At 61.8% G+C, this 21,000-nt stretch carries 14 protein-coding genes and 1 pseudogene; 6 read left to right on the forward strand and 9 right to left on the reverse strand.

Annotated features, from left to right (window positions below):
- Positions 1 to 71: 71 nt before the first annotated feature.
- Together ACPWR9_RS23815 and ACPWR9_RS23820 are read right to left on the reverse strand one after the other, a co-directional pair.
- A complete protein-coding gene (locus ACPWR9_RS23815; protein ID WP_426301322.1) occupies positions 72 to 4,805 on the reverse strand; it encodes a glutamate synthase-related protein in 4,734 nt (1,577 codons plus the stop codon).
- A gap of 391 nt (positions 4,806 to 5,196) precedes the next feature.
- Complete coding sequence (locus tag ACPWR9_RS23820) at positions 5,197 to 5,898, reverse strand: transposase (RefSeq protein ID WP_426301323.1); 702 nt, start codon at positions 5,896 to 5,898, stop codon at positions 5,197 to 5,199.
- 198 nt (positions 5,899 to 6,096) lie between these two features.
- Between ACPWR9_RS23820 and ACPWR9_RS23825 the strand changes: the two genes are divergently transcribed.
- The 3 genes from ACPWR9_RS23825 to ACPWR9_RS23835 all read left to right on the forward strand — a co-directional run bounded on the left by ACPWR9_RS23825 (position 6,097) and on the right by ACPWR9_RS23835 (position 8,637).
- The gene (locus ACPWR9_RS23825; protein ID WP_426301324.1) at positions 6,097 to 6,945 is read left to right on the forward strand and encodes an OmpW/AlkL family protein; all 849 of its coding nucleotides are present in this window, start codon (positions 6,097 to 6,099) and stop codon (positions 6,943 to 6,945) included.
- Positions 6,946 to 7,213: 268 nt separating this feature from the next.
- Positions 7,214 to 7,966, forward strand: a complete 753-nt coding sequence (locus tag ACPWR9_RS23830; protein ID WP_426301326.1) for an OmpW/AlkL family protein — start codon at positions 7,214 to 7,216, stop codon at positions 7,964 to 7,966.
- A gap of 293 nt (positions 7,967 to 8,259) precedes the next feature.
- The gene (locus tag ACPWR9_RS23835; RefSeq protein ID WP_150682342.1) at positions 8,260 to 8,637 is read left to right on the forward strand and encodes a DUF883 family protein; all 378 of its coding nucleotides are present in this window, start codon (positions 8,260 to 8,262) and stop codon (positions 8,635 to 8,637) included.
- 164 nt (positions 8,638 to 8,801) lie between these two features.
- On the opposite strand, the gene ACPWR9_RS23840 is transcribed toward ACPWR9_RS23835, so the two are convergent.
- The 6 genes and pseudogenes from ACPWR9_RS23840 to ACPWR9_RS23865 all read right to left on the reverse strand — a co-directional run bounded on the left by ACPWR9_RS23840 (position 8,802) and on the right by ACPWR9_RS23865 (position 15,903).
- Positions 8,802 to 9,938, reverse strand: a complete 1,137-nt coding sequence (locus ACPWR9_RS23840; RefSeq protein ID WP_426301328.1) for a deoxyguanosinetriphosphate triphosphohydrolase — start codon at positions 9,936 to 9,938, stop codon at positions 8,802 to 8,804.
- Positions 9,939 to 9,952: 14 nt separating this feature from the next.
- Positions 9,953 to 11,029 (reverse strand): 3-dehydroquinate synthase, encoded by a 1,077-nt coding sequence (gene aroB, locus ACPWR9_RS23845; protein WP_426301330.1) that lies wholly within the window; start codon positions 11,027 to 11,029, stop codon positions 9,953 to 9,955.
- 250 nt (positions 11,030 to 11,279) lie between these two features.
- A pseudogene (locus ACPWR9_RS23850) lies at positions 11,280 to 11,810 on the reverse strand (shikimate kinase); the annotation flags it as partial.
- Positions 11,716 to 14,151, reverse strand: a complete 2,436-nt coding sequence (locus tag ACPWR9_RS23855; protein WP_426301332.1) for a type IV pilus secretin PilQ — start codon at positions 14,149 to 14,151, stop codon at positions 11,716 to 11,718. The pseudogene ACPWR9_RS23850 and the gene ACPWR9_RS23855, both read right to left, overlap by 95 nt.
- Positions 14,152 to 14,302: 151 nt before the next feature.
- Complete coding sequence (locus ACPWR9_RS23860) at positions 14,303 to 14,962, reverse strand: PilN domain-containing protein (protein ID WP_426301334.1); 660 nt, start codon at positions 14,960 to 14,962, stop codon at positions 14,303 to 14,305.
- Positions 14,953 to 15,903 carry a hypothetical protein gene (locus tag ACPWR9_RS23865; protein WP_426301336.1) on the reverse strand — a complete coding sequence of 317 codons (951 nt, stop codon included), beginning with the start codon at positions 15,901 to 15,903 and terminating at the stop codon, positions 14,953 to 14,955. Before ACPWR9_RS23865 ends, ACPWR9_RS23860 begins: the two co-directional genes overlap by 10 nt.
- A 398-nt stretch (positions 15,904 to 16,301) precedes the next feature.
- On the opposite strand from ACPWR9_RS23865, the gene ACPWR9_RS23870 reads away from it, so the two are divergent.
- Positions 16,302 to 18,704 carry a penicillin-binding protein 1A gene (locus ACPWR9_RS23870; RefSeq protein WP_426301338.1) on the forward strand — a complete coding sequence of 801 codons (2,403 nt, stop codon included), beginning with the start codon at positions 16,302 to 16,304 and terminating at the stop codon, positions 18,702 to 18,704.
- A 143-nt stretch (positions 18,705 to 18,847) separates the two neighbouring features.
- On the opposite strand, the gene cyaY is transcribed toward ACPWR9_RS23870, so the two are convergent.
- Positions 18,848 to 19,168 (reverse strand): iron donor protein CyaY, encoded by a 321-nt coding sequence (gene cyaY / locus ACPWR9_RS23875; protein WP_426301340.1) that lies wholly within the window; start codon positions 19,166 to 19,168, stop codon positions 18,848 to 18,850.
- A 57-nt stretch (positions 19,169 to 19,225) separates the two neighbouring features.
- Here cyaY and lptM point away from each other — a divergent pair, with 57 nt between their 5' ends.
- Both lptM and lysA read left to right on the forward strand, forming a co-directional pair.
- Positions 19,226 to 19,453, forward strand: a complete 228-nt coding sequence (gene lptM, locus ACPWR9_RS23880; protein ID WP_084663971.1) for an LPS translocon maturation chaperone LptM — start codon at positions 19,226 to 19,228, stop codon at positions 19,451 to 19,453.
- Between the two features lie 121 nt (positions 19,454 to 19,574).
- Positions 19,575 to 20,837, forward strand: coding sequence for a diaminopimelate decarboxylase (lysA, locus tag ACPWR9_RS23885; RefSeq protein ID WP_426301342.1), 1,263 nt, complete (start codon positions 19,575 to 19,577; stop codon positions 20,835 to 20,837).
- Positions 20,838 to 21,000 lie beyond the last annotated feature (163 nt).

Here is a 21,000-nt window from a genome sequence, read left to right on the forward strand (position 1 = left end):
GTTACCGTGCCTCACCCGCGCGCGGCCCGCCGACAGGGCCCTCACCCTGTGACGTGACCGCGCAAACGGTGTTAGGCCGCCAGTGCTTGTTTGTCGTTTGCCTTGGCCATCTCGCCAAGGGCACGCTTGTATTCGCTCGGGAACACCTTCACGAACTTGCGGCGGGCGCTGTCCCAGTCTTCGAGCAACGCCTTCGCACGCGTCGAACCGGTGTACTGGAAGTGACGCTCGATCAGTTCGCGCAGCAACGCTTCGTCGGTCTGGCCGCGATGCCAGAGACCCTGACTCACCGTACGCTCCTGCTCACCGTGCGGCAGCACCGGATCGAGCGCGACCATCGCCGTGTTGCACTTGGCCGCGAAGGTGTTGTCGGCGTCATAGATGTACGCCACGCCACCCGACATCCCTGCCGCGAAGTTGCGGCCGGTCTCGCCCAGCACGACCACCGTGCCACCCGTCATGTATTCGCAACCGTGATCGCCCGTGCCTTCGACAACCGCCGTCGCGCCCGAGTTACGCACACAGAAACGCTCGCCGGCCACGCCGTTGAAGAACGCTTCGCCTTCGATTGCGCCGATCATCACGGTGTTACCCACGATGATGTTGTCCTCGGCATTGCTGCGGAAGTCGTTGGTCGGACGCACGATGATGCGGCCACCCGACAGGCCCTTACCCACGTAGTCGTTACCGTCGCCCACGAGATCGAGCGTGATACCGCGCGCCAGGAAGGCACCGAAGCTTTGACCCGCCGTGCCCTTGAGTTGCACGTGGATGGTGTCGTCCGGCAAACCTTCGTGACCGTAACGCTTGGCGACTTCGCCCGAGAGCATCGCGCCGACCGTACGGTTACGGTTACGCACCGGCTGGATGAACGAGACGTGCTCGCCCTTGTCCAGCGCCGGCAGTGCCTTTTCGATCAGTGCGTGATCGAGGGCGTGCGCCAGGCCGTGATCTTGCGACTCGACATGCAGACGCGACACCGTGTCTTCGACTTCCGGCAGGTAGAAGATGCGCGAGAAATCGAGACCCTTCGCCTTCCAGTGCTCGACGCCAGCCTTGGTGTTGAGCAGATCGGCACGGCCAATCAGGTCGTCGAACTTCGAGATGCCCAGTTGCGCCATGATTTCGCGCACTTCTTCGGCCACGAAGAAGAAGTAATTGACGACGTGTTCCGGCTTGCCCTGGAATTTCTTGCGCAGCACCGGATCTTGCGTTGCCACACCGACCGGGCACGTGTTCAGGTGGCACTTGCGCATCATGATGCAGCCCTCGACGACGAGCGGTGCCGTCGCGAAGCCGAATTCGTCGGCGCCGAGCAGCGCACCGATCACCACGTCGCGACCGGTCTTCATCTGACCGTCGGCCTGCACGCGGATACGACCACGCAGACGGTTGAGCACCAGCGTTTGCTGCGTCTCAGCCAGACCCAGTTCCCACGGCGAGCCGGCGTACTTCACCGACGACAGCGGCGAAGCCCCCGTGCCGCCATCGTGACCGGCGATCACGACGTGATCGGCCTTGGCCTTGGCAACACCGGCAGCCACCGTGCCCACGCCCACTTCGGACACGAGCTTCACCGAGATCGACGACGAGGCGTTCACGTTCTTCAAATCGTGAATCAGTTGTGCCAGATCTTCAATCGAGTAGATGTCATGGTGCGGCGGCGGCGAGATCAGCCCCACGCCCGGCACCGAGTAACGCAGCTTGCCGATGTACTCGGTCACCTTGTGACCCGGCAATTGACCGCCTTCACCCGGCTTCGCGCCCTGCGCCATCTTGATCTGAATCTGATCGGCAGAGACGAGGTAGTCGGCCGTCACACCGAAGCGGCCCGAGGCCACTTGCTTGATGCGCGAGCGCAGCGAGTCGCCGTCTTGCAGTTCGATGTCGGCTTCGATGACGTCGTGACCGACGATCGAGGCGAGCGACTCGCCCTTCTTGATCGGAATGCCCTTGAGCTCGTTGCGATAACGGCGCGGATCTTCACCGCCCTCACCCGTGTTCGACTTGCCGCCGATACGGTTCATCGCGACGGCCAGCGTGGCGTGCGCTTCGGTCGAGATCGAGCCGAGCGACATGGCACCCGTGGCGAAACGCTTCACGATGTCCTTGGCCGATTCCACTTGATCGAGCGGAATGGCGCGCTGCGGATCGACGCGGAATTCGAACAGACCGCGCAGCGTCATGTGGCGCTTGCTTTGGTCGTTGATGAGGTTCGCGTATTCCTTGTACGTCTGGTACGAGTTCGAACGGGTCGAGTGTTGCAGCTTCGCGATCGCGTCCGGCGTCCACATGTGGTCTTCGCCACGAATGCGGAACGCGTACTCGCCACCGGCGTCGAGCATGTTCGAGAGCACCGGGTTGTCGCCGAACGCTTCACGATGCAGACGCACCGCTTCCTCGGCCACTTCGAAGATGCCGATACCGCCGACGTTCGACGCCGTGCCTTGGAAGTACTTCTTGACCAGTTCTTGCGACAGGCCGATGGCTTCGAAGATTTGTGCACCCGTGTACGACATGTACGTCGAGATGCCCATCTTCGACATGACCTTGTGCAGGCCCTTGCCCACGGCTTTGACGAAATGCTTGACGGCCTTCTCGGGCGTCAGGTCGCCGCCTTGCTTGCGGGCGATCTGCGCGAGCGTTTCCATCGCGAGGTACGGGTGAACGGCTTCGGCGCCGTAGCCGGCGAGCAGCGCGAAGTGATGCACTTCACGGGCCGAACCGGTTTCCACCACCAGACCCGTGCTCGTGCGCAGACCTTGTGCAACTAGGTGCTGATGCACAGCCGACGTCGCGAGCAGTGCCGGAATGGCAACTTGTTCGCGGTTCGTCAGACGGTCGGAGACGATCAGGATGTTGTAGCCCGACTTCACCGCATCGACGGCTTCGGCGCACAGCGAGGCGAGGCGAGCTTCGATGCCTTCCTTGCCCCAGGCGACCGGGTAGCAAATGTTCAACTCGTACGAGCGGAATTTGCCGCCGGTGTACTTGTCGATGTGGCGGATCTTCGAGATTTCCTTGAAGTCCAGCACCGGCTGCGACACTTCGAGACGCATCGGCGGGTTAATGTTGTTCGTGTCGAGCAGGTTCGGCTTCGGACCGATGAACGACACCAGCGACATCACCATGTTTTCGCGGATCGGGTCGATCGGCGGGTTCGTCACCTGAGCGAACAACTGACGGAAGTAGTGATAGAGCGTCTTGTTCTTGTTGCTCATGACCGCGAGCGGGCTGTCGTTGCCCATCGAGCCCACAGCTTCTTCACCGTTGATCGCCATCGGCGTCATCAACAGCTTCACTTCTTCCTGCGTGTAACCGAATGCCTGCTGCAAATCGATGAGCGGCGTGGCGGTGTCGTGATGCACACCGGCCTCTTCCACCTTCGGCTCGATCTCGTCGAGCTTGATGCGCACGGCATCGATCCAGCTCTTGTACGGCTTCGCGTTAGCGAGGTTGTCCTTGAGTTCCTTGTCGTCGATGATGCGGCCTTGTTCCATGTCGATCAGGAACATCTTGCCCGGTTGCAGGCGCCACTTCTTGACGATCTTCGACTCGGGAATCGGCAGCACGCCCGACTCGGAAGCCAGAATGACCATGTCGTCGTCGGTGATGACATAGCGCGCCGGACGCAGACCGTTACGGTCGAGCGTCGCGCCGATCTGACGGCCGTCGGTGAACGCGATGGCAGCGGGGCCGTCCCACGGCTCCATCATCGCGGCGTGGTATTCGTAGAAGGCGCGGCGGTTCTCGTCCATCAACGTGTGCTGTTCCCAGGCTTCCGGAATCATCATCATCATCGCGTGGGCGAGCGGGTAGCCGGCCATCGTGAGCATTTCGAGGCAGTTGTCGAACGATGCGGTGTCCGACTGGCCCGGATAGATCAGCGGCCACAGCTTTTGCAGATCGCTGCCGAGCACGGCCGACGAAATCGCGCCGGTGCGGGCGTTGATCCAGTTCACGTTGCCCTTCACGGTGTTGATTTCACCGTTGTGCGCCACCATGCGGTACGGGTGCGCCAGCTCCCAGGCCGGGAACGTGTTGGTCGAGAAACGCTGGTGGACGAGCGCGAGGGCGGACACGGTGCGCGGATCGGCCAGGTCGCGGTAGTAGCGGCCGACCTGATCGCACAGCAGCAGGCCCTTGTAGACGATGGTGCGCGCCGACATCGACGGCACAAAGTATTCCTTGCCGTGCTTGAGCTTGAGCGCCTGAATGCGGTGGCTCGCGGTCTTGCGGATGACATACAGCTTACGTTCGAGCGCGTCGGTCACCATGATGTCCTGACCGCGCCCGATGAAGATCTGACGGATCACCGGCTCGGTGGCCTTCACGTTCGGCGACATCGGCATATCGCGATCGATCGCGACATCGCGCCAGCCCAGCACGACCTGGCCTTCGGCCTTCACGGTGCGCTCGAGCTCTTGTTCGCATGCCAGACGCGAGGCGTGTTCCTTCGGCAGGAAGATCATGCCCACGCCGTACTCGCCAGCGGGCGGCAGCGTGACACCCTGACGGGCCATCTCTTCACGGTAAAACTGATCGGGAATCTGGAGCAGGATGCCGGCACCGTCGCCCATGAGCGGGTCGGCGCCCACGGCGCCCCGGTGATCGAGGTTCTCGAGGATCTTCAGACCCTGCTCGACGATGGCGTGGCTCTTCACGCCCTTGATGTGGGCCACGAAGCCGACGCCGCAAGCATCGTGCTCATTGGCCGGGTCGTACATGCCCTGTGCGGCCGGCGCCACGTACGCCTCACCCGGCAGCGCTGCTGCCGTCGCAATCGGTTGCTGTTTCTTTTCCACGAGTTACACCGTCTCTTGGCGAGGCCGCCGCGCGCATGCTCGTCACGGTCGGCCGGGTTAAGTGGGGGTTGGCCGGGCAGGCCAGGGCTGCGGTTTCGCACTCGTCGAAGGTCATTCTCGGGTGTCGCCACAGATACCGACTCAGTGCGCACGGTTTTGCGCATCGCACCAATCGGCCGAAGTTGGAATATACGCTATGAAATTCACAATGACAAAATATTTTAATAGGGTCAGATTCGCATTAAAAACCGCACCAAAAGTAGGCTCGCCTTAATCGGGGTCAGATTATTTTCGCGTGAATGCTGGTCCACATAATTTTGTTGAATTTCAAGCGGTTGAGGGCGATTGACGGACCCGGACGGGTCCGTCGAAGTGAAGACTCAGCGGGACTTCAGAGGGTGTCGGACACCGATTTACGCGGACGCCCTCGCGTGAGTGGACTCACTCGGCGATTCGCCGCAAGCGACATACGCGCCTGATATTCGGGACCGCCCAACAGCCAGCCCTTCTGCGTTGCTGTACGCAATGCGTCCACTTCATATGGCGGCAACGGAATCGAGAACCCCTCCGCGTAGGCGCGTTGCCGTTCGAACGGCGTATTCCCCAGCGCCCAGTACAACGCGTGGTCGGTGACCAGGCTGTCGACCGTCAGGCCCACGTGATGGTTGTAACTCGACCACACATAGTTACCTGGCGCGTCGGCCAGCCCGGCACGTACCGGGTTGAGTTCGACATAGCGGCTGGCGAGCAGCAGATAGTGCTCGGCTTCGATCACCGTGGCACGGTAGCGACCCTCCCAAAGGGTGCCAGTGCGCTGGTGCCGTCGATTGAAATACAGCACGTAGTAGCGCCCCACCGCCTGAAGCGTGGCGGGCAGGCTGCGCTCGTCGGCAGGCGTCGCGACCAGATGCAGGTGATTCGGCATCATGCACCACGCATGAATCGCCAATCCGTGCGCTCGCGCGGCGTCGCGCAGACGGTCATGAAATACGCGCCGGTCTTCGTCATCGACGAAGATGGCTTGCCGGTTGTTGCCGCGCAGAATCACATGCTGCGGCTGACGGGGAATAAAGAGTCTTGGTAATCGGGCCATGCGAATTCAAATGTAAAGCTTTAAAGCTCGATATCACGATTCGCGAGGAAGTTTCGACACCGAAAACCTCTTTAAATACTGATATCTAGCCAATTCCCTTTGATTCGTACAAAAACTCTAGATTCGACGATTGCGCCGAGAGACCGCTAGCGCATAATGCATCGAAAAATAAATAAATAATCTTGGGAGGATAGACAAATGACAACTCGGACCTACCGGTCCGCAGCGTGCTTATGCGCGCTCGGCATCGGCATATCTCTGGCGTCCACCAGCGCCACAGCACAACAAGCCGGCGACAACGTCGTCAACCTCGGGTGGTTTCACATCGCGCCGCAAGACTCAAGCAAGCCGATGACCACCAGCACTAATCAGGAGGGTCTCACACCGACCCTCGTACCGGCGAGTTTCACTTCGCCCGGCTCCGGCGCGAAGGTCAGCAATGCCGACACGCTCGGGCTGGTGTTCACCCACTTCGTCACCGACAACATTGCCGTCCAAACCGTTGCCGGCGTCCCTGCCAAATTCAAACTCACGGGCGAGGGCGTGATTGCACCCCCGGGTCTCGCTGGCGCGCTCACGAGTATCGACCTCGGCGCGGCGCAAAACAACCCGATTGTGCAAAGCGTTCGACAATGGAGTCCGGCGCTGGTGTTTCAGTATTACTTCGGTCAGGCTAATTCGACCTGGCGCCCTTTTCTCGGTGTCGGCGTGAGCTATACATTCTTTACGAATGTCAGCCTCAATCCGAATTTCGAATCGGCGCTGAATCAAAACTTCGGCAGCGTGCTCGCTTTTACTTCCGGACATAACGGTCCGACGAGTGTAGAAGCGAAGTCGTCGGCATCGTGGCAACCGGTACTCAACGCAGGCTTCTCCTACGCTTTCACCAAGCACTGGGTCGCCAGCGCATCGGTTTCCTACATTCCGCTCAAGACCACCGCCAACATCAAGATCAAAGCACAAGACGGTACGGTGCTTGCGTCGTCCGATGCGGAAATCAAACTGAATCCGATTGTGACCTTCGTCTCGCTCGGCTACAAGTTCTAAACCCAACCTACGGGACGCTAATTGCGTCCGTAATATCGGACTCCGCAGGTTTTTTCCTAAAGCGTGCCTGACGTATAAAGGCACGCTTTTCTTTCGTCCAGCGCTTTTTTCTAAGGGCATTCCATGAGTCGATGCGTGGAAACAACACCTTTAGAGCGACACCTCCAGTCTCCTGCTACCCGTGAATTTCCACGGTCGGCATAATGGCCCTGAATTTCATTTACCGAAATTCTCGACAATAAAGAATCTTGAGCAGGAGACGAATCAAATGAAGTTGAAGCATTTGACCATTGCTGCCGTGGCCATGCTGACGGCGTCGGGGGCCGCATTCGCACAGAAGGCGGGTGATAACGTTGTCAGCCTTGGCTGGTTCCATCTCTCGCCGCAAGTCTCAAGCGATCCGTTGAATGTGACGGGTTCGAGCGTGCCGGGATTGGCCGCTGGCCTTAACGCCGCGCTGGGCGGCAACACGGGCGCCCAAGTGTCCGACGCCGATACGCTCGGCCTCACGTTCGCGCATTTCTTCACGGATAACATCGCAGTCGAAGGTGTGTTCGGCGTTCCGCCGAAATTCCATCTCTACGGCACCGGCCGCCTGCAACTGCCCGGCAACGGCGCACTGGCCTCGGCCAAGCAGTGGAGCCCGGCGCTGTTGTTGAAGTACTACTTCGGCCAGGCCGACGACAAGTGGCGTCCGTTCGTGGGTATCGGTGCGAGCTACTTCTGGTACTCGAACATCGATCTGACGGATGGCTTCCAGCAGCTTGCCAGTAACTCGCTGGCACTGGGCCCGGGCGGCAACACGACGGCGAAGCTGACCAACTCGTGGGCGCCGGTGTTCAACGCGGGTATCAACTACAACATGGACCAGCACTGGACGCTGTCCTTCTCCGTGTCGTACATCCCGGTGAGCACGACGGCCAAGTTGACGACGACGCGCGGCCCGATCACGACGACCAGCGAGGCCAAGGTCAAGCTGAATCCGGTGGTCACGTTCCTGTCGCTGGCCTATCGCTTCTAAGTCACACCGACCTCGTAGCGAGGCGCCTCAGGGCGTCGCAACATGCTTAAGATGTTCTAGAAAACGCCGCTTCTTGCGGCGTTTTCGCATTTCAAAGTCATATATTGCTGCATCAATTCGTTGCTGGGAAATTCCTGCAACTTTCCCTTTTCCCCCGCTGTCTCTCATGGTGTACGCCCGCGAACGGCCACGCCATAATGGCCGCTCGCACAAGGTTTCCATCGGCGTGACGCTAGCGGTCCCGAGGGACGTGGCACACGCCGCATTTCAATACCACCATCAGGGAGTCAGAAATGGGAATTGCCTCGAAAGCGGAATCAGCACTGAACAATGGTCTGGACGACGCTCGCTACGCGGGACGCCGAACGGCCCGCGCAGCACGTCTGGCAAGTGGCGACGTTTCGGCACGCGTGCGCGACTTGCTCGACGATCTCGATCACGCCCTCTCCAACGCGAAATCAGCCTCCGATATTGAAGCGCTGCGCGCCGAAATCGGCGACAAGCTCCGTGAAGCACGTAGCGACTTCGGTGACGCTCGCGCCCATCTGCGCCGCCGCGCCAATGAAGTCTGGGAAGAAGCCGATGGCTACGTGCATGAACGGCCGTGGCAAACCCTAGGCACTGTCGCCGCTGTAGCGCTCGTGCTTGGCTTTATCGCCGGTCGTAGTTAAGGTCGGCAGCACGAGCACGAATAGCGGCATTTAGCTGGCATTTAGTTCGCGTTTCGCTGACATAAGGCTCGCCAATAGCAACAGCCGGTTAAGCGAACTGCCCCCGACTTCGGCGGGCAGTCCTGCTTAACCGGCTGTATTGTTTGTGCTGCGGTAATGGGCGATTACAGCGTCGGCTCGATGGTGAAGAGCCGACGGTATTCCTTGATGGCGTAGCGGTCCGTCATGCCCGCCACGTAGTGCGCAATCCAGCGAGGCTGGTCTGCCTCGTTTTCCGGGCGGTAGTTCGGCGGCAGCAGCCGAGGATCGGACAGAAACGCCGCGAACAATTCCTGCACGATGCGCTGCGCCTTGGCGGCCATTCGCATCACGAGATAGTGTCGATACAGGTTTTCGAACAGAAAACGTTTGAGCTGCCCCGCCTGCTCCCGCATCTCGTCGCTGAACGCGACTAACGGCCCGGCACCGCGGACATCCTCCATCGACGCGGGAGACGCGTCGGCCACCCGGCGGCGCGTGGTGGCGATCAGATCGACGATCAACGCATTGATGATTCGTCGCGTCGTCTCGTGGACAAGTCGGCGCCCCGTGATTTCGGGCCATTCGCGCAATGCCTCGGCGCAATAGCGCTTCCAGAGCGGCACGGCGTCGAGTTGCTCCAGCGATAGCAGTCCTGAGCGCACGCCGTCGTCGATATCGTGATTGTTGTAAGCGATTTCGTCGGCCAGATTCGCGATCTGCGCTTCGATACCCGGCTGCCGCCCCTTCAGAAACCGCTCGCCAAGTTCACTGAGGTCTCGCGCGTTGGCGCGAGAGCAATGCTTGAGGATGCCCTCACGCGTCTCGAAGCACAGGTTCAGGCCGTTAAATCCCCCGTAGTGCTCTTCAAGTTCGTCAACGACGATGAGGCTTTGCAGGTTGTGCTCGAAGCCGCCGTAGTCGCGCATGCAGGCGTTGAGCGCATCCTGCCCGGCGTGGCCGAACGGCGTATGCCCAAGGTCGTGCGCGAGCGAAATAGCCTCGACCAAGTCTTCGTTGACGCGGAGGTTACGGGCAATCGAGCGCCCGATCTGGGCAACTTCGAGGCTGTGCGTGAGGCGAGTGCGGAAGAGATCGCCTTCGTGATTCACGAAGACTTGCGTTTTGTACTCGAGCCGACGAAACGCCGTTGAGTGGATGATGCGGTCGCGATCGCGCTGAAATTCGCTGCGTGTCGTCGATGCCGTCTCGGCAATCCGACGCCCGCGTGAGTTCGACGAACGGGCCGCGTATGGGGCAAGCGACGCTTCGTAATCGATCATCGCCAGCCCCTCACTTAAACGTTGGCGCGCAACGTCGCGCGCAATTCGGCGTCGGGCACACGCGTCATGAACGCTTCGCCCAATCGGTTAAGTAGCACAAAGCGGATATCGCCGCCTTCTGCCTTCTTGTCGACACGCATCAAGTCGATATAGCGATCGTCCCCGAGATCCGGGCCCACGACGGGCAGCTTTGCCGCCGCCACGAGCGCCTTGATGCGGGGCACCAGCGCTTCATCGATGTAGCCCAGCCGTGCCGAGAGATCGGCCCCCATCACCATGCCGCAGCCCACCGCTTCACCGTGCAACCACTCGCCGTATCCCAACCCGGCTTCGATGGCATGCCCGAACGTATGTCCGAAGTTCAGCGTGGCGCGCAGCCCTTGCTCGCGCTCGTCGCTGGCCACGACTGCTGCCTTGATCTCGCACGAGCGTTGCACCGCATACGTCAGCGCCGCCGTGTCCCGCGCATTGAGCGCGTCGATATTGGCTTCGATCCAGTCGAAATAAGCTTCGTCCGCGATGGCGCCATGCTTGATGACTTCAGCCATGCCTGCCGCAAGCTCACGCTCGGGCAGCGTCGACAAGGTGTCAATATCGGCCAGCACGGCGCTCGGTTGCCAGAAGGCACCGATCATGTTCTTGCCCAACGGGTGATTAATGCCCGTTTTGCCACCGACAGACGAATCGACTTGCGCGAGCAGCGTCGTCGGCACCTGTACGAATGGCACGCCCCGCATGTAGCAGGCGGCGGCAAATCCCGTCATATCCCCCACCACACCACCGCCCAGCGCGATAAGCGTCGCCTTGCGGTCGGCCTGCGCACCCAGCAGGCCGTCGAAGATCAGGTTCAGCGTCTGCCAGTTCTTATGGGCCTCACCATCCGGCAGCACGACCGTAACGACCGTCTTGCCCAATCGCTGGAGCGTCGCGACGACCTTCTCCGCGTACAGCGGTGCCACAGTCGTGTTCGTCACGATAATCGCGTGCGTGCCGCGCACGTGCGGCGCGAACAACGCCTCCTGCGAGAGCAGATCGGTGCCGATGTGGATGGGGTAGGCGCGCTCGCCGAGTTCGAGTTTGAGGGTGATCATGCCGCGGGTTGGCTAGTTATCGTATTCGGCAACATCAGCGTGAAGCTGCGTCACGTGTCGGTGACGTAGCAACTTGCGCTGCATCGCTAGGTAAGGTTTCGTTGACTTGCAAAGCACCTGTCGGGTCGGGCTCAACATCCGGTGCTGCGTCCGACGCTGCATCCGGCGCCGAATCGGCGGCCACATCACCGGCAGCGCAGACGTCATCGTCATGCCCATGAACATCCCCGTCGCCGTCGTGCTCATCGGGCAGTCCGCTCGGCACAATACCCGCGACTTCCAGTTGCATGAGCACCATGTTGACCAGCGCATTGACGCTCGGCCGACCGGTCTCGATGACGAACGTTGCGCATTCGCGGTACAGCGCGTCGCGCTCCTGAAACAATTGCTCAAGGCGGGCGCGCGGGTCGGCGGTTTGCAGCAACGGGCGGTTCTTGTCACGACGAGTGCGCAGCCATAGATCGTGCGGATTGGCCCGCAGATAGACGACCGTGCCGCGCGACTTAATGCGCTCGCGGTTTTCCGCGCGCAGCACTGCGCCCCCGCCGGTGGCGAGAACGATGCCGCTGCGTTGTGTGAGTTCGTCGATGGTATGCGCTTCGCGCTGGCGAAAGCCGTCTTCGCCTTCGTGCTCGAAGATAACCGGGATGCGCACGCCCGTGCGCGCTTCGATCTCGTGGTCGGAGTCATAGAACTGCCGTCCGAGACGTCGCGCGACAGCGCGTCCGACCGTGGTCTTGCCCGCCCCCATCAATCCGACAAGTATTACGTTTTCCAGCATGAATCGCTGATATTTGGGTTCCAATCCCTGATGATACCGGGATATGCGTCGGGCGTGCGGAACGCGTCACCTCCAAGGACGTGGCTGTCAGCCGCGGATGCCCCTCCAGTGCATCGTTGACCGGCGCTCCGGGACGCAGCGCCGGGCGCCCCAAATCCCCCCGAAATCCTGCGTCCGCCGGGGCAACGTCGCCGTCGCCCTTTGGCAGCATGGGGGCGACGGGTACCGCTGAGGCATCCACCCCACCCGTCTCGGGCACGACGCTTGGCGTAATGAACACCAGTAGCTCGGTGCGGCGGTCCTCCCCGGATCGGTTCCGGAAAAGCGTGCCGATCAGCGGCACGTCACCTAGCCACGGCACCTGAGCGCGCGAATTACGGCGCTCCTCCTGATAGATCCCCCCAATCGCCACCGTCCCCCCGTTCTCGACCTGCACCTGCGTCTTGACGTGCCGAGTATCCACCGCGAAGCCGTCCGCGACGGCATGACCTACGCTGTCCTTACGCACGTCCACATCGAGAATGACCTGTCCGTCGGGGGTAATCAGCGGGGTCACCTCCAAACGCAGCGTGGCCTTGCGAAACTGCACGGTCGACGTACTACGGCGGCTGCTACGCGCCTGATAGGGCAATTCGGTCCCCTGTTCGATCACCGCCTCGACCTTGTCCGCCGTCACCACCCTCGGACGCGACACCACCCGTCCTCTACCACTGGTTTCCAGTGCCGATAACTCCAGTTGCAGAAAGCGCGTTGCAGACCGCCCGAAAAGCGTAATGGCCAGACTGGGTGGTGCCACGCCGGCGAGCACAGCCGCAGGCAAAGCGCTCTCGAGGGCGTCCGCGGCCCCTCTCCCTGATGCGTTGGCCGCGAGGGCATTCGAGTTTTCACCCGGCGTACCGCGTCGTGACTCGGCGCCGCCCTCGCGCGAGGACGCCGCGTTTGTCGCCCGCCCGCCATTGGCACGCGCGTAATGGCCAGCCAGACTGACGCCTAGCGACTCGCTGAATCTGTCATCCGCTTCGACGATCCGGGCCTCGATCAGTACCTGCCTGACTGGCACATCGATTCGGGCAATGAAGGCGCTAAGTGCCTCCAGCCGTTCCGGCAAATCGGTCACGAACAGTTGATTCGTGCGGGGATCGGCGATCAAACTACCTCGCGACGACAGAAGTCGCTGCGTTTTTCGATCCTTTTCGCCAATGATGATCTCGCGCAATTCGAGCGCACGTGGGTAATTCAGCGCGAAGCGACGACTGACCAGCGGTTGCATCGTCTCGCGCTTAGACGCCGCCTCCAACTGCGTCTGCTCGTCGGCCAGCAATTCGGTTCTCGGTGCCACCCAATCCACACCGCCGACGGCCCGCACACCGAGCCCGGCAGCCCGAATCAACACCTCGAACGCCGTCGCTGGCGAGACGTAGGCCATTTCCACCTCAAGCCGACCGGCAACGCGCTCTCCCACCACCAAACTTCGCCCCGTGAGACGAGCGAACGCCCTCAGTGCCGCGACCGTTTCCACGCCATGCAGCGACACGCTGACGGACGTTTGTCCGCGTTCCTCGGGCGGACTGGCAGCCCCCTCCCAATCCACTGTCGCGCCGTTAGCCGTACGTCTGAACGTAGCGCGCTGACGGCCGGCGCGCATCGTGCCGATAGGCTCCGCCGGATCGACTGGCGATACCGGCTGATCCGGTGCCATCAACGCAACCGCCTGCTGCCCAGGACGGCCCGTCAACGACGCCCGAAACACGTCGATCATGGTCGACGGCAGCTGCCACGGGGTCGGCACCTCAGGTAATCGTGGCAAAGATGCCGCCTCGCCCACCAATGCCGGGACCGCTGTGCGACGCCAGCGATACGCCGCAACCGTTGCCGTGAGCGTTGCCTGCGCGCCACCGGCTGTCACCACGCCTATGTCAGGCGCCTGCAAGTGCAAGCGCTCAATCGCAAGATGACGCGGCGCCCGGTCGATCGCCGCCAGAAAGTTGAGCAGTGCCGCCACGGTCCCCTTGACTTGCAGTTCCGCTCGCTCGGTATCAATACCCGACTTGGAACCTACTGCGCCTGGGCGAGCCATCTCCAGCACCAGCCCCGCGCGCGCCACCATCGACTCGAGATCGCCCCGCCATTTCTCTTCGGGGTTGCCCTCCGCGACCACGGGCAAAAGACGCTCCCACGCCACCGTCTCGGCTTCAGCGCTTTGCAACATGGCGCTCAGTTGCGGAAATCGCCTCGCCTGCGCTTGCGCAAGGTCCAGCGCCGCCTTTGCCGCCGCAATGTCGTGCTTCAGCGCTGTGCTGGCCGGCAGCCCGACAAGCCACCACATTGCCAAGGTCAACATGAAGGCGCTCAGTAACGCACCGCCCCCGAGCGCCCATCGCACAGAACGCGGCCATTCCAATGGCGATACCGAAGTCCAACTGTCCAAACGTGTCCGGCAACGATCGACAAGATCGGCCAACAGGTCGCGGACATCGGCGGATGAACGACGCTCATTGGTCATCGAGTCGCGCCTCCTGATCCCAGATCTCGTCAGCAGCCATTGGAGGGGCGGCAACGGGTCGATACTCAATGCGCAAGGCGAAGCGCCGCACGGTCGGTAGCGTCGCTGGCGAATTTGGCCCCATGAGTTGGCGAGCCACGCCTTCCGGGATCACACTCGATTCGACTTCCGAGACCTTTCTGACCCACGGCAGACTGCGTAGTCGCTTCTGCATTTCCCGCACACGAGATTGCGTCGTTGCGTAGCCATCGATGTGAATCTGGCGATCGTCGAGTTTGACGCTTCCCAAACGTACGCCGTCTGCGCAAGCTCGCATTACGTCGAGCATGAGAGCCGCCACGTCTTGCCGGCTGGCTGTCAGCGCGAGCACCGCTACGCGGTGCGCCCGGATACCCGCGAGGGCACGCTGCGCGGCGTTGAACGAATCGGTCTGCGCGGCCAGCCGTTGTTGTGCCTCGCGCGATGCCGACAACTGCGTTCGTGCCTCACGACGCAGATGCACGCCCCAAAGGATCGGGAGCAGCGCAAGCGATGCACCGAGCAGCGCGAGCACGGTCCACCCTTGCCACTGGCGGCGAAAATCCCGTTGTCGACGTTGTGCGAGCGTGGGCAAGAAGTCCAGCGGGAGAAGGTGTGGCTTTACTGCCATGCGTCCCCCTGCATGGACATGGCGCGCAACGCCAGACCGCAAGCCACGGCAAGCGACGTGCGCTCCACTGGCGACGACTGTAGAGATGCGGGCGCGTCAGCGGTGTCGAAGCGCCTAAGCGGATCGAACGGCCTCACTGGAATGCTGCACGCCAGTGCGAGGGCGTCGCATATTGCCGCCAACACACCCGGCGTTACGCCTTGCGTCGCGACATGCAGCGAACCGGCGACCACCGGCAGCCTGCCGAGCCATTCGCGCACGACACTCGCCAGCGCATCAGGACTGCCGTTTACGCCATCAAAACGCTCGCGCACGTCTGCCACGCAGCGGTGCGCGTCGAACACCGACAGATCCAGATCGTGGTCGCTGACCTGTAACAATGCGATCGGCGACACGGGGGTCGTGTCTAGCGCATCAAGCGAATCGTGCGAACTCCCCCCGGCAGGCGCCTCGACCGGCGTCGCCCCCGCCCATCGAAAGGCTCGCCGTCCGGCAGCATGCGCCACGTCGACCGCATGCACGCGCAAACCCGCCATTTCCATCGCGGCGAGACGATCGTCCACGAGCTCCGCTTCGCAGGCATACAGCCGCAAGCGTTGGCTCCCCGGTTCGGCCCATGTCACGCCAACGCGGGTGCGCGGGCCGGATCGGCTGCCCCCGGGCAATAACAGCGCAGCGTGGCGCTCGCACCAGGCATGCAGGGCGCGCACCGGCATATCCGGCGGGTAGTCGATGACATGCGTTTTGAGCAGATGCGCGGGCAAAGCCAGCACAACCGTGTCGTCGCGCAGCCCCGCAGCGCTGGTTCCGACGCGATCGAGCAGTTCGCCCAGACGGCGTGCTGCGGCCTCCGGCCTCGCCAGCAGCCCGCCACGCAGTACATCGTCTTCCAGTGCCGCCGTACCGTAAGCATCGAGCCGAAACCGTGCCGGACCTGGCACGCGAGTTAGGCGAACAAACTGTAGGCTTCCGGCGTCAAAGTGAATACCGCACCCGCCACCATCAGCGCGCGGCAGCAAAGCTGCCAAGGGGTGAGAAATGTGGCGCAAGCTGCGCAGGACCGCTTCGATCATGACGTGCCTCCCATGTGGGTCGATGTCGATGCGATCGATCCTAGTCATCGGTGATACGTCAGCCAATCGGACCAATCCGAATCGCGAGGCAATAACGGCCCTTTGTTTCGCATTCGGATTTCGTGCCGCTTTTTTCTCGTCTTTATCCGAACACTCATGCGCCCGAAATCCCATTTCGATCACTTCCGGCAGTGGTACCGGGGAGATTCGGGAAGGCACCGCTAACCGTTCGTTATAATCGGCCCATTGTTTTTTTCGGTTCCCCCATGGCAAGCACACCCCAAACAGAGACCCCACGCGACAAGCGCCCACCCAAGCCGCGCCGCTCCATCTGGCTGCGCATCGTTCTGTGGTTCGTCGGCCTGATCGCCGCGATGCTCGTGTGTGGCGCGTTGCTGGCGGGGTACATCCTGGTGGTCATGACGCCACAGTTGCCGTCGCTCGATACGATCGTCGACTACCGGCCGAAGATTCCGCTGCGCATCTACACCGCCGATGAAATTCAAATCGGCGAGTTCGGTGAGGAACGCCGCAATCTCGTGCGCTTTGCCGATATTCCGGACGTGATGAAAAAGGCCGTCCTCGCGATCGAGGACGACCGTTTCTATCAGCACGGCGGCGTCGATTTCATCGGGATTTTCCGGGCAGGTGTGGCCAACTTCGCGCGCGGAGGATCGTCACAGGGGGCGAGCACGATCACGATGCAGGTCGCACGTAATTTCTTCCTGTCGAGCGAGAAGACCTATACGCGCAAGATCTACGAAGCATTGCTGGCCTATAAGATCGAGTCACGCCTGACGAAGGATCAGATTCTGGAGCTGTATATGAATCAGATCTATCTCGGCGAGCGTGCTTACGGCTTCGCGAGCGCCGCCCGCGTGTATTTCGGCAAGGACATCAAGGATGTCACGCTCGCCGAAGCGGCGATGCTGGCCGGGCTGCCCAAGGCACCGTCGGCTTACAACCCGATCGTCAACTACAAGCGTGCGCGCGTGCGCCAGGAGTACATCCTCAAGCGCATGTACGACCTCGGTTACGTTTCGAAGGCGGAATACGACCAAGCGATTTCGCAAGAGCTGGTGGTGCGCGGCCTCGGCAGTGAGTTCAGCGTGCATGCCGGCTACGTGGCGGAAATGGTGCGTCAGTTGCTCTATGCCCAGTTCAAGGACGAGATCTACACGCGCGGATTCAACGTCTACACCACAATCAATTCGGCCGATCAGGAAGCCGCCTACGAAGCCCTGCGCGCAGGCGTCATGGCGTATGAACTGCGCCATGGTTATCGCGGCCCCGAGGCCAACATCGAACTGCCGAGCGATCAGGACGAGCGCGAGCAGTTGATCGACGACACGCTGGTCGAGCATCCGGACAGCGGCGACATGGTGGCGGCCGTCGTGCTTGCCGCGTCGCCGCAGCAAGTCAAGGCGGTGCTGCTCAACGGCGACGATGTGAGCGTGACGGGCGACGGACTGCGTTTTGCCGCGGCTGGGTTGAGCGCAAAGGCGCAACCCAAGCAGAAGATTCGCCCCGGCTCGGTGATCCGCGTGACGAAGGACGCCAAGGACAATTGGCGCATCGTGCAGATGCCCGATATCGAAGCGGCGTTCGTTTCCCTCGATCCGCAAAACGGTGCGATCCGATCGCTCGTCGGGGGCTTCGATTTCAACCGCAACAAGTTCAATCACGTCACGCAGGCGTGGCGTCAGCCAGGCTCGAGCTTCAAGCCGTTTATTTACTCGGCCGCGCTGGAAAAAGGCTTCGCGCCGGCAACGATCATCAATGACGGGCCGCTCTACTTCACGGCTGCACAGACAGGCGGTCAGCCGTGGGAACCGAAGAACTATGGCGGTGGCTTCGAAGGTCCGATGCCGATGCGCGTCGCGCTGATGCGCTCGCGCAACCTCGTGTCGATTCGGATATTGCAGAGCATCACCCCGGGCTACGCGCAGAAGTACATCGCGCGCTTCGGCTTCGAAGCCGATAAGCACCCGGCGTATCTGCCGATGGCGCTGGGCGCGGGCATGGTCACGCCGTTGCAAATGGCTAGCGCCTACTCCGTGTTCGCGAATGGCGGCTTCCGCGTGAACCCGTTCATCGTGGCGCGCATCACCGACTCGAAGGGCAACGTCATCATGGAAGAGAAGCCGGCCATGGCCGGCGACGAAGCGATTCGTGCCATTCCGGCCCGCAATGCCTTCATCATGAACTCGATGCTGCACGACGTGGCGACGCGCGGCACGGCCGCCAAGACGAACGTGCTCAAGCGTAACGATCTCGCCGGCAAGACCGGCACGACCAACGATTCGCACGATGCGTGGTTCGCGGGCTATCAATCCCAATTGGTTGGTGTCGCGTGGATCGGTTTCGATCAACCCCGAAATCTGGGCGACCGGGAGACGGGCGGTGGCCTCGCGCTGCCGATCTGGATCGACTACATGACCAAGGCGTTGCGTGGCGTGCCGGAATCGACGCGCCCGGTGCCCCCGGGGATCATTCAGGCAAACGGCGACTACTTCTACGACGACTATCCGCCGGGCAAAGCCGTCAGTACGGTGGGCCTGAGCGCCGAAACCGCGCCGGACGGTACGACGACGAGTGCGCCGACGCCCGGACCGGTCGATACGCAGGAACGGCAGCGCATTCTGGATATGTTTAACAACAAGCCCTGACGACGGCCACAACGACGTCAGCGCAAACGAAAACGGCGCAGGCATCTCTGATGAGATCCTGCGCCGTTTTTTACGAATCGCGGAACACGCGTGCCCGAGCGGCGATTGTCCATCGCCACAGGCGCTCACCCTGCACGACAACGTCAGTCAGCTTGAAGCGTTACCGTCTCGTTAGCTTGCTGCGATGCGAACCGCGAGAGTGCCTCGAACAACTCGGAATCGTCGCGCGTGTCGCGCCATTCGTCGCCCTTCAGGCGGAAGTGATAGCCGCCCGAGCGCGCTGCCACCCAGATTTCGCTCATCGGCGTTTGCAGATTGACGATGATTTTGCTGCCATCGTCGAACTCGAGCGTCAGCACATTGCCGGTACGCTCGCAATCGATGTCCACATCGCTGTCTTCGACAGCTGCCTCGACCCGCGCCAGTACGGCCTCGGCGAGCGCCAGGAATTCACTTTCCGTCATGCTAAACTCCACGGTTTGCGTCATCGATTGCATGCCGCACCACGCGGCGATACCCCCATGACAGCACCTATTCGAACCTGCGCGATTGTAGCCTCGATTGCCCTGCTAAGCGTATTAGCCGGTTGCGGTCAGGCTGGCCCTCTTTATTTGCCCGCGCGACCAGTCAAACCGACCCCGCCGCCGGGCGCGCCCGTGCCCCCGCCGCCGCTCGTACCTGAGCCGCAGCGCGGACCGTCGGTCGAAGTACCGCCGGCAGCCTCGTTGCCCGCCGCCAAACCGGAGTAAGCTTGTCGGCACCGCTATCGGTTGCCCCTGGGCTTCCGATAGCGTGCCGGAGCACCGTATTCCGCTTGTTCTTTGTTGCGCGCCCCGATGCGCGCCCTTGCCGATCACCCGAGTTTCCGCGATGTCCAACGCCTTCTTCTCCTACCGCGACGACGTACTCCATGCCGAGGGCGTGGCCCTGCCCGCGCTCGCCGAGCGTTTCGGTACGCCTTTGTATGTGTATTCGAAGGCAGCGCTGACGTCTGCCTATCAGGCTTACGCCAAGGCCTGCGAAGGCCGCAACGCCGCAGTCCATTACGCGGCCAAGGCCAACTCGAATCTTGCGGTGCTCGGCGTGTTCGCCAAGCTTGGCGCAGGGTTCGACATCGTCTCGGCCGGTGAGCTGGCACGCGTGATTGCCGCGGGCGGTGACGCGCGTCGCGTGGTTTTCTCTGGCGTGGGCAAGCATGCAGATGAAATGCGCTATGCGCTCGAGAAGGACGTGTTCTGCTTCAACGTCGAATCGCGCCCGGAAATCGACCGTCTGAACGAAGTGGCCGGTCAGGTCGGCAAGCGCGCCCGCGTATCGCTGCGCGTGAACCCGAATGTCGACGCCAAGACGCACCCCTACATTTCCACCGGTCTGCGCGGCAACAAGTTCGGTGTCGCGTACGAAGAAGCATTCGACGCTTACCGCGCCGCCGCGTCCATGCCGAACCTCGAAGTCGTTGGCATCGATTGCCATATCGGCTCGCAAATCACGGAAATCTCACCGTATCTTGACGCCATCGACAAGCTTCTCGATTTGGTCGAGAAACTCGATGACGCCGGCATCTCACTGCATCACATCGACGTGGGTGGTGGCCTCGGCATTCAGTACACGGATGAAACGCCGCCGGATATTACGGCCTTTGCGACCACGGTCATCGACCACATCGCCAAGCGCGGTCATGCGCATCGTCAGGTGTTGTTCGAGCCGGGCCGCTCACTCGTGGGCAACGCGGGCGTGCTGCTCACGCGCGTGGAGTTTCTGAAGCACGGTGAAACCAAGAACTTTGCCATCGTCGACGCGGCGATGAACGATCTTGCCCGCCCGGCGATGTACGAGGCCTATCACGCCATCGACCCGGTGGTACGCCGCTCGAATGACGTGGCAACCTACGACGTTGTCGGCCCCGTGTGTGAAAGCGGTGACTGGCTCGGTCGCGATCGCGCACTGGCAATTGCCCCCGATGACCTGCTCGCCATCCGCTCGGCCGGTGCGTATGGGTTCACGATGAGCTCGAACTACAACACGCGCCCGCGTGCCGCCGAAGTCATGGTCGATGGTGTAGACGCCTTCCTCGTGCGTGAGCGCGAAACGGTGGAATCGCTGTTTGCAGGCGAACGTCTGCTGCCCGCTTAAACGGTTAGATATCGTTTTCGCTGTCGCTCGTAGACACGAACCCGACGCCAAGCATCACCCAATAAAAAAGCCGCCAGCGCATATCGCGCTGGCGGCTTTTTTTGCATCTTTCTCATCGCCCCGAACTACCGCCTGCGGCGGACCCGTCGAGGTGCTGACCACG

This window comes from Pandoraea pneumonica (genome assembly GCF_049918595.1).
Classification (GTDB): Bacteria; Pseudomonadota; Gammaproteobacteria; order Burkholderiales; family Burkholderiaceae; genus Pandoraea; species Pandoraea pneumonica_A.

Coding starts and splice junctions, on each gene's coding strand:
- ACPWR9_RS23820 (WP_426301323.1), bottom strand. CDS start 5,898: ATGGCCCGATTACCAAGACTCTTTATTCCCCGTCAGCCGCAGCATGTG.
- ACPWR9_RS23825 (WP_426301324.1), top strand. CDS start 6,097: ATGACAACTCGGACCTACCGGTCCGCAGCGTGCTTATGCGCGCTCGGC.
- ACPWR9_RS23830 (WP_426301326.1), top strand. CDS start 7,214: ATGAAGTTGAAGCATTTGACCATTGCTGCCGTGGCCATGCTGACGGCG.
- ACPWR9_RS23835 (WP_150682342.1), top strand. CDS start 8,260: ATGGGAATTGCCTCGAAAGCGGAATCAGCACTGAACAATGGTCTGGAC.
- ACPWR9_RS23840 (WP_426301328.1), bottom strand. CDS start 9,938: ATGATCGATTACGAAGCGTCGCTTGCCCCATACGCGGCCCGTTCGTCG.
- aroB (WP_426301330.1), bottom strand. CDS start 11,029: ATGATCACCCTCAAACTCGAACTCGGCGAGCGCGCCTACCCCATCCAC.
- ACPWR9_RS23855 (WP_426301332.1), bottom strand. CDS start 14,151: ATGTTGACCTTGGCAATGTGGTGGCTTGTCGGGCTGCCGGCCAGCACA.
- ACPWR9_RS23860 (WP_426301334.1), bottom strand. CDS start 14,962: ATGGCAGTAAAGCCACACCTTCTCCCGCTGGACTTCTTGCCCACGCTC.
- ACPWR9_RS23870 (WP_426301338.1), top strand. CDS start 16,302: ATGGCAAGCACACCCCAAACAGAGACCCCACGCGACAAGCGCCCACCC.
- cyaY (WP_426301340.1), bottom strand. CDS start 19,168: ATGACGGAAAGTGAATTCCTGGCGCTCGCCGAGGCCGTACTGGCGCGG.
- lptM (WP_084663971.1), top strand. CDS start 19,226: ATGACAGCACCTATTCGAACCTGCGCGATTGTAGCCTCGATTGCCCTG.
- lysA (WP_426301342.1), top strand. CDS start 19,575: ATGTCCAACGCCTTCTTCTCCTACCGCGACGACGTACTCCATGCCGAG.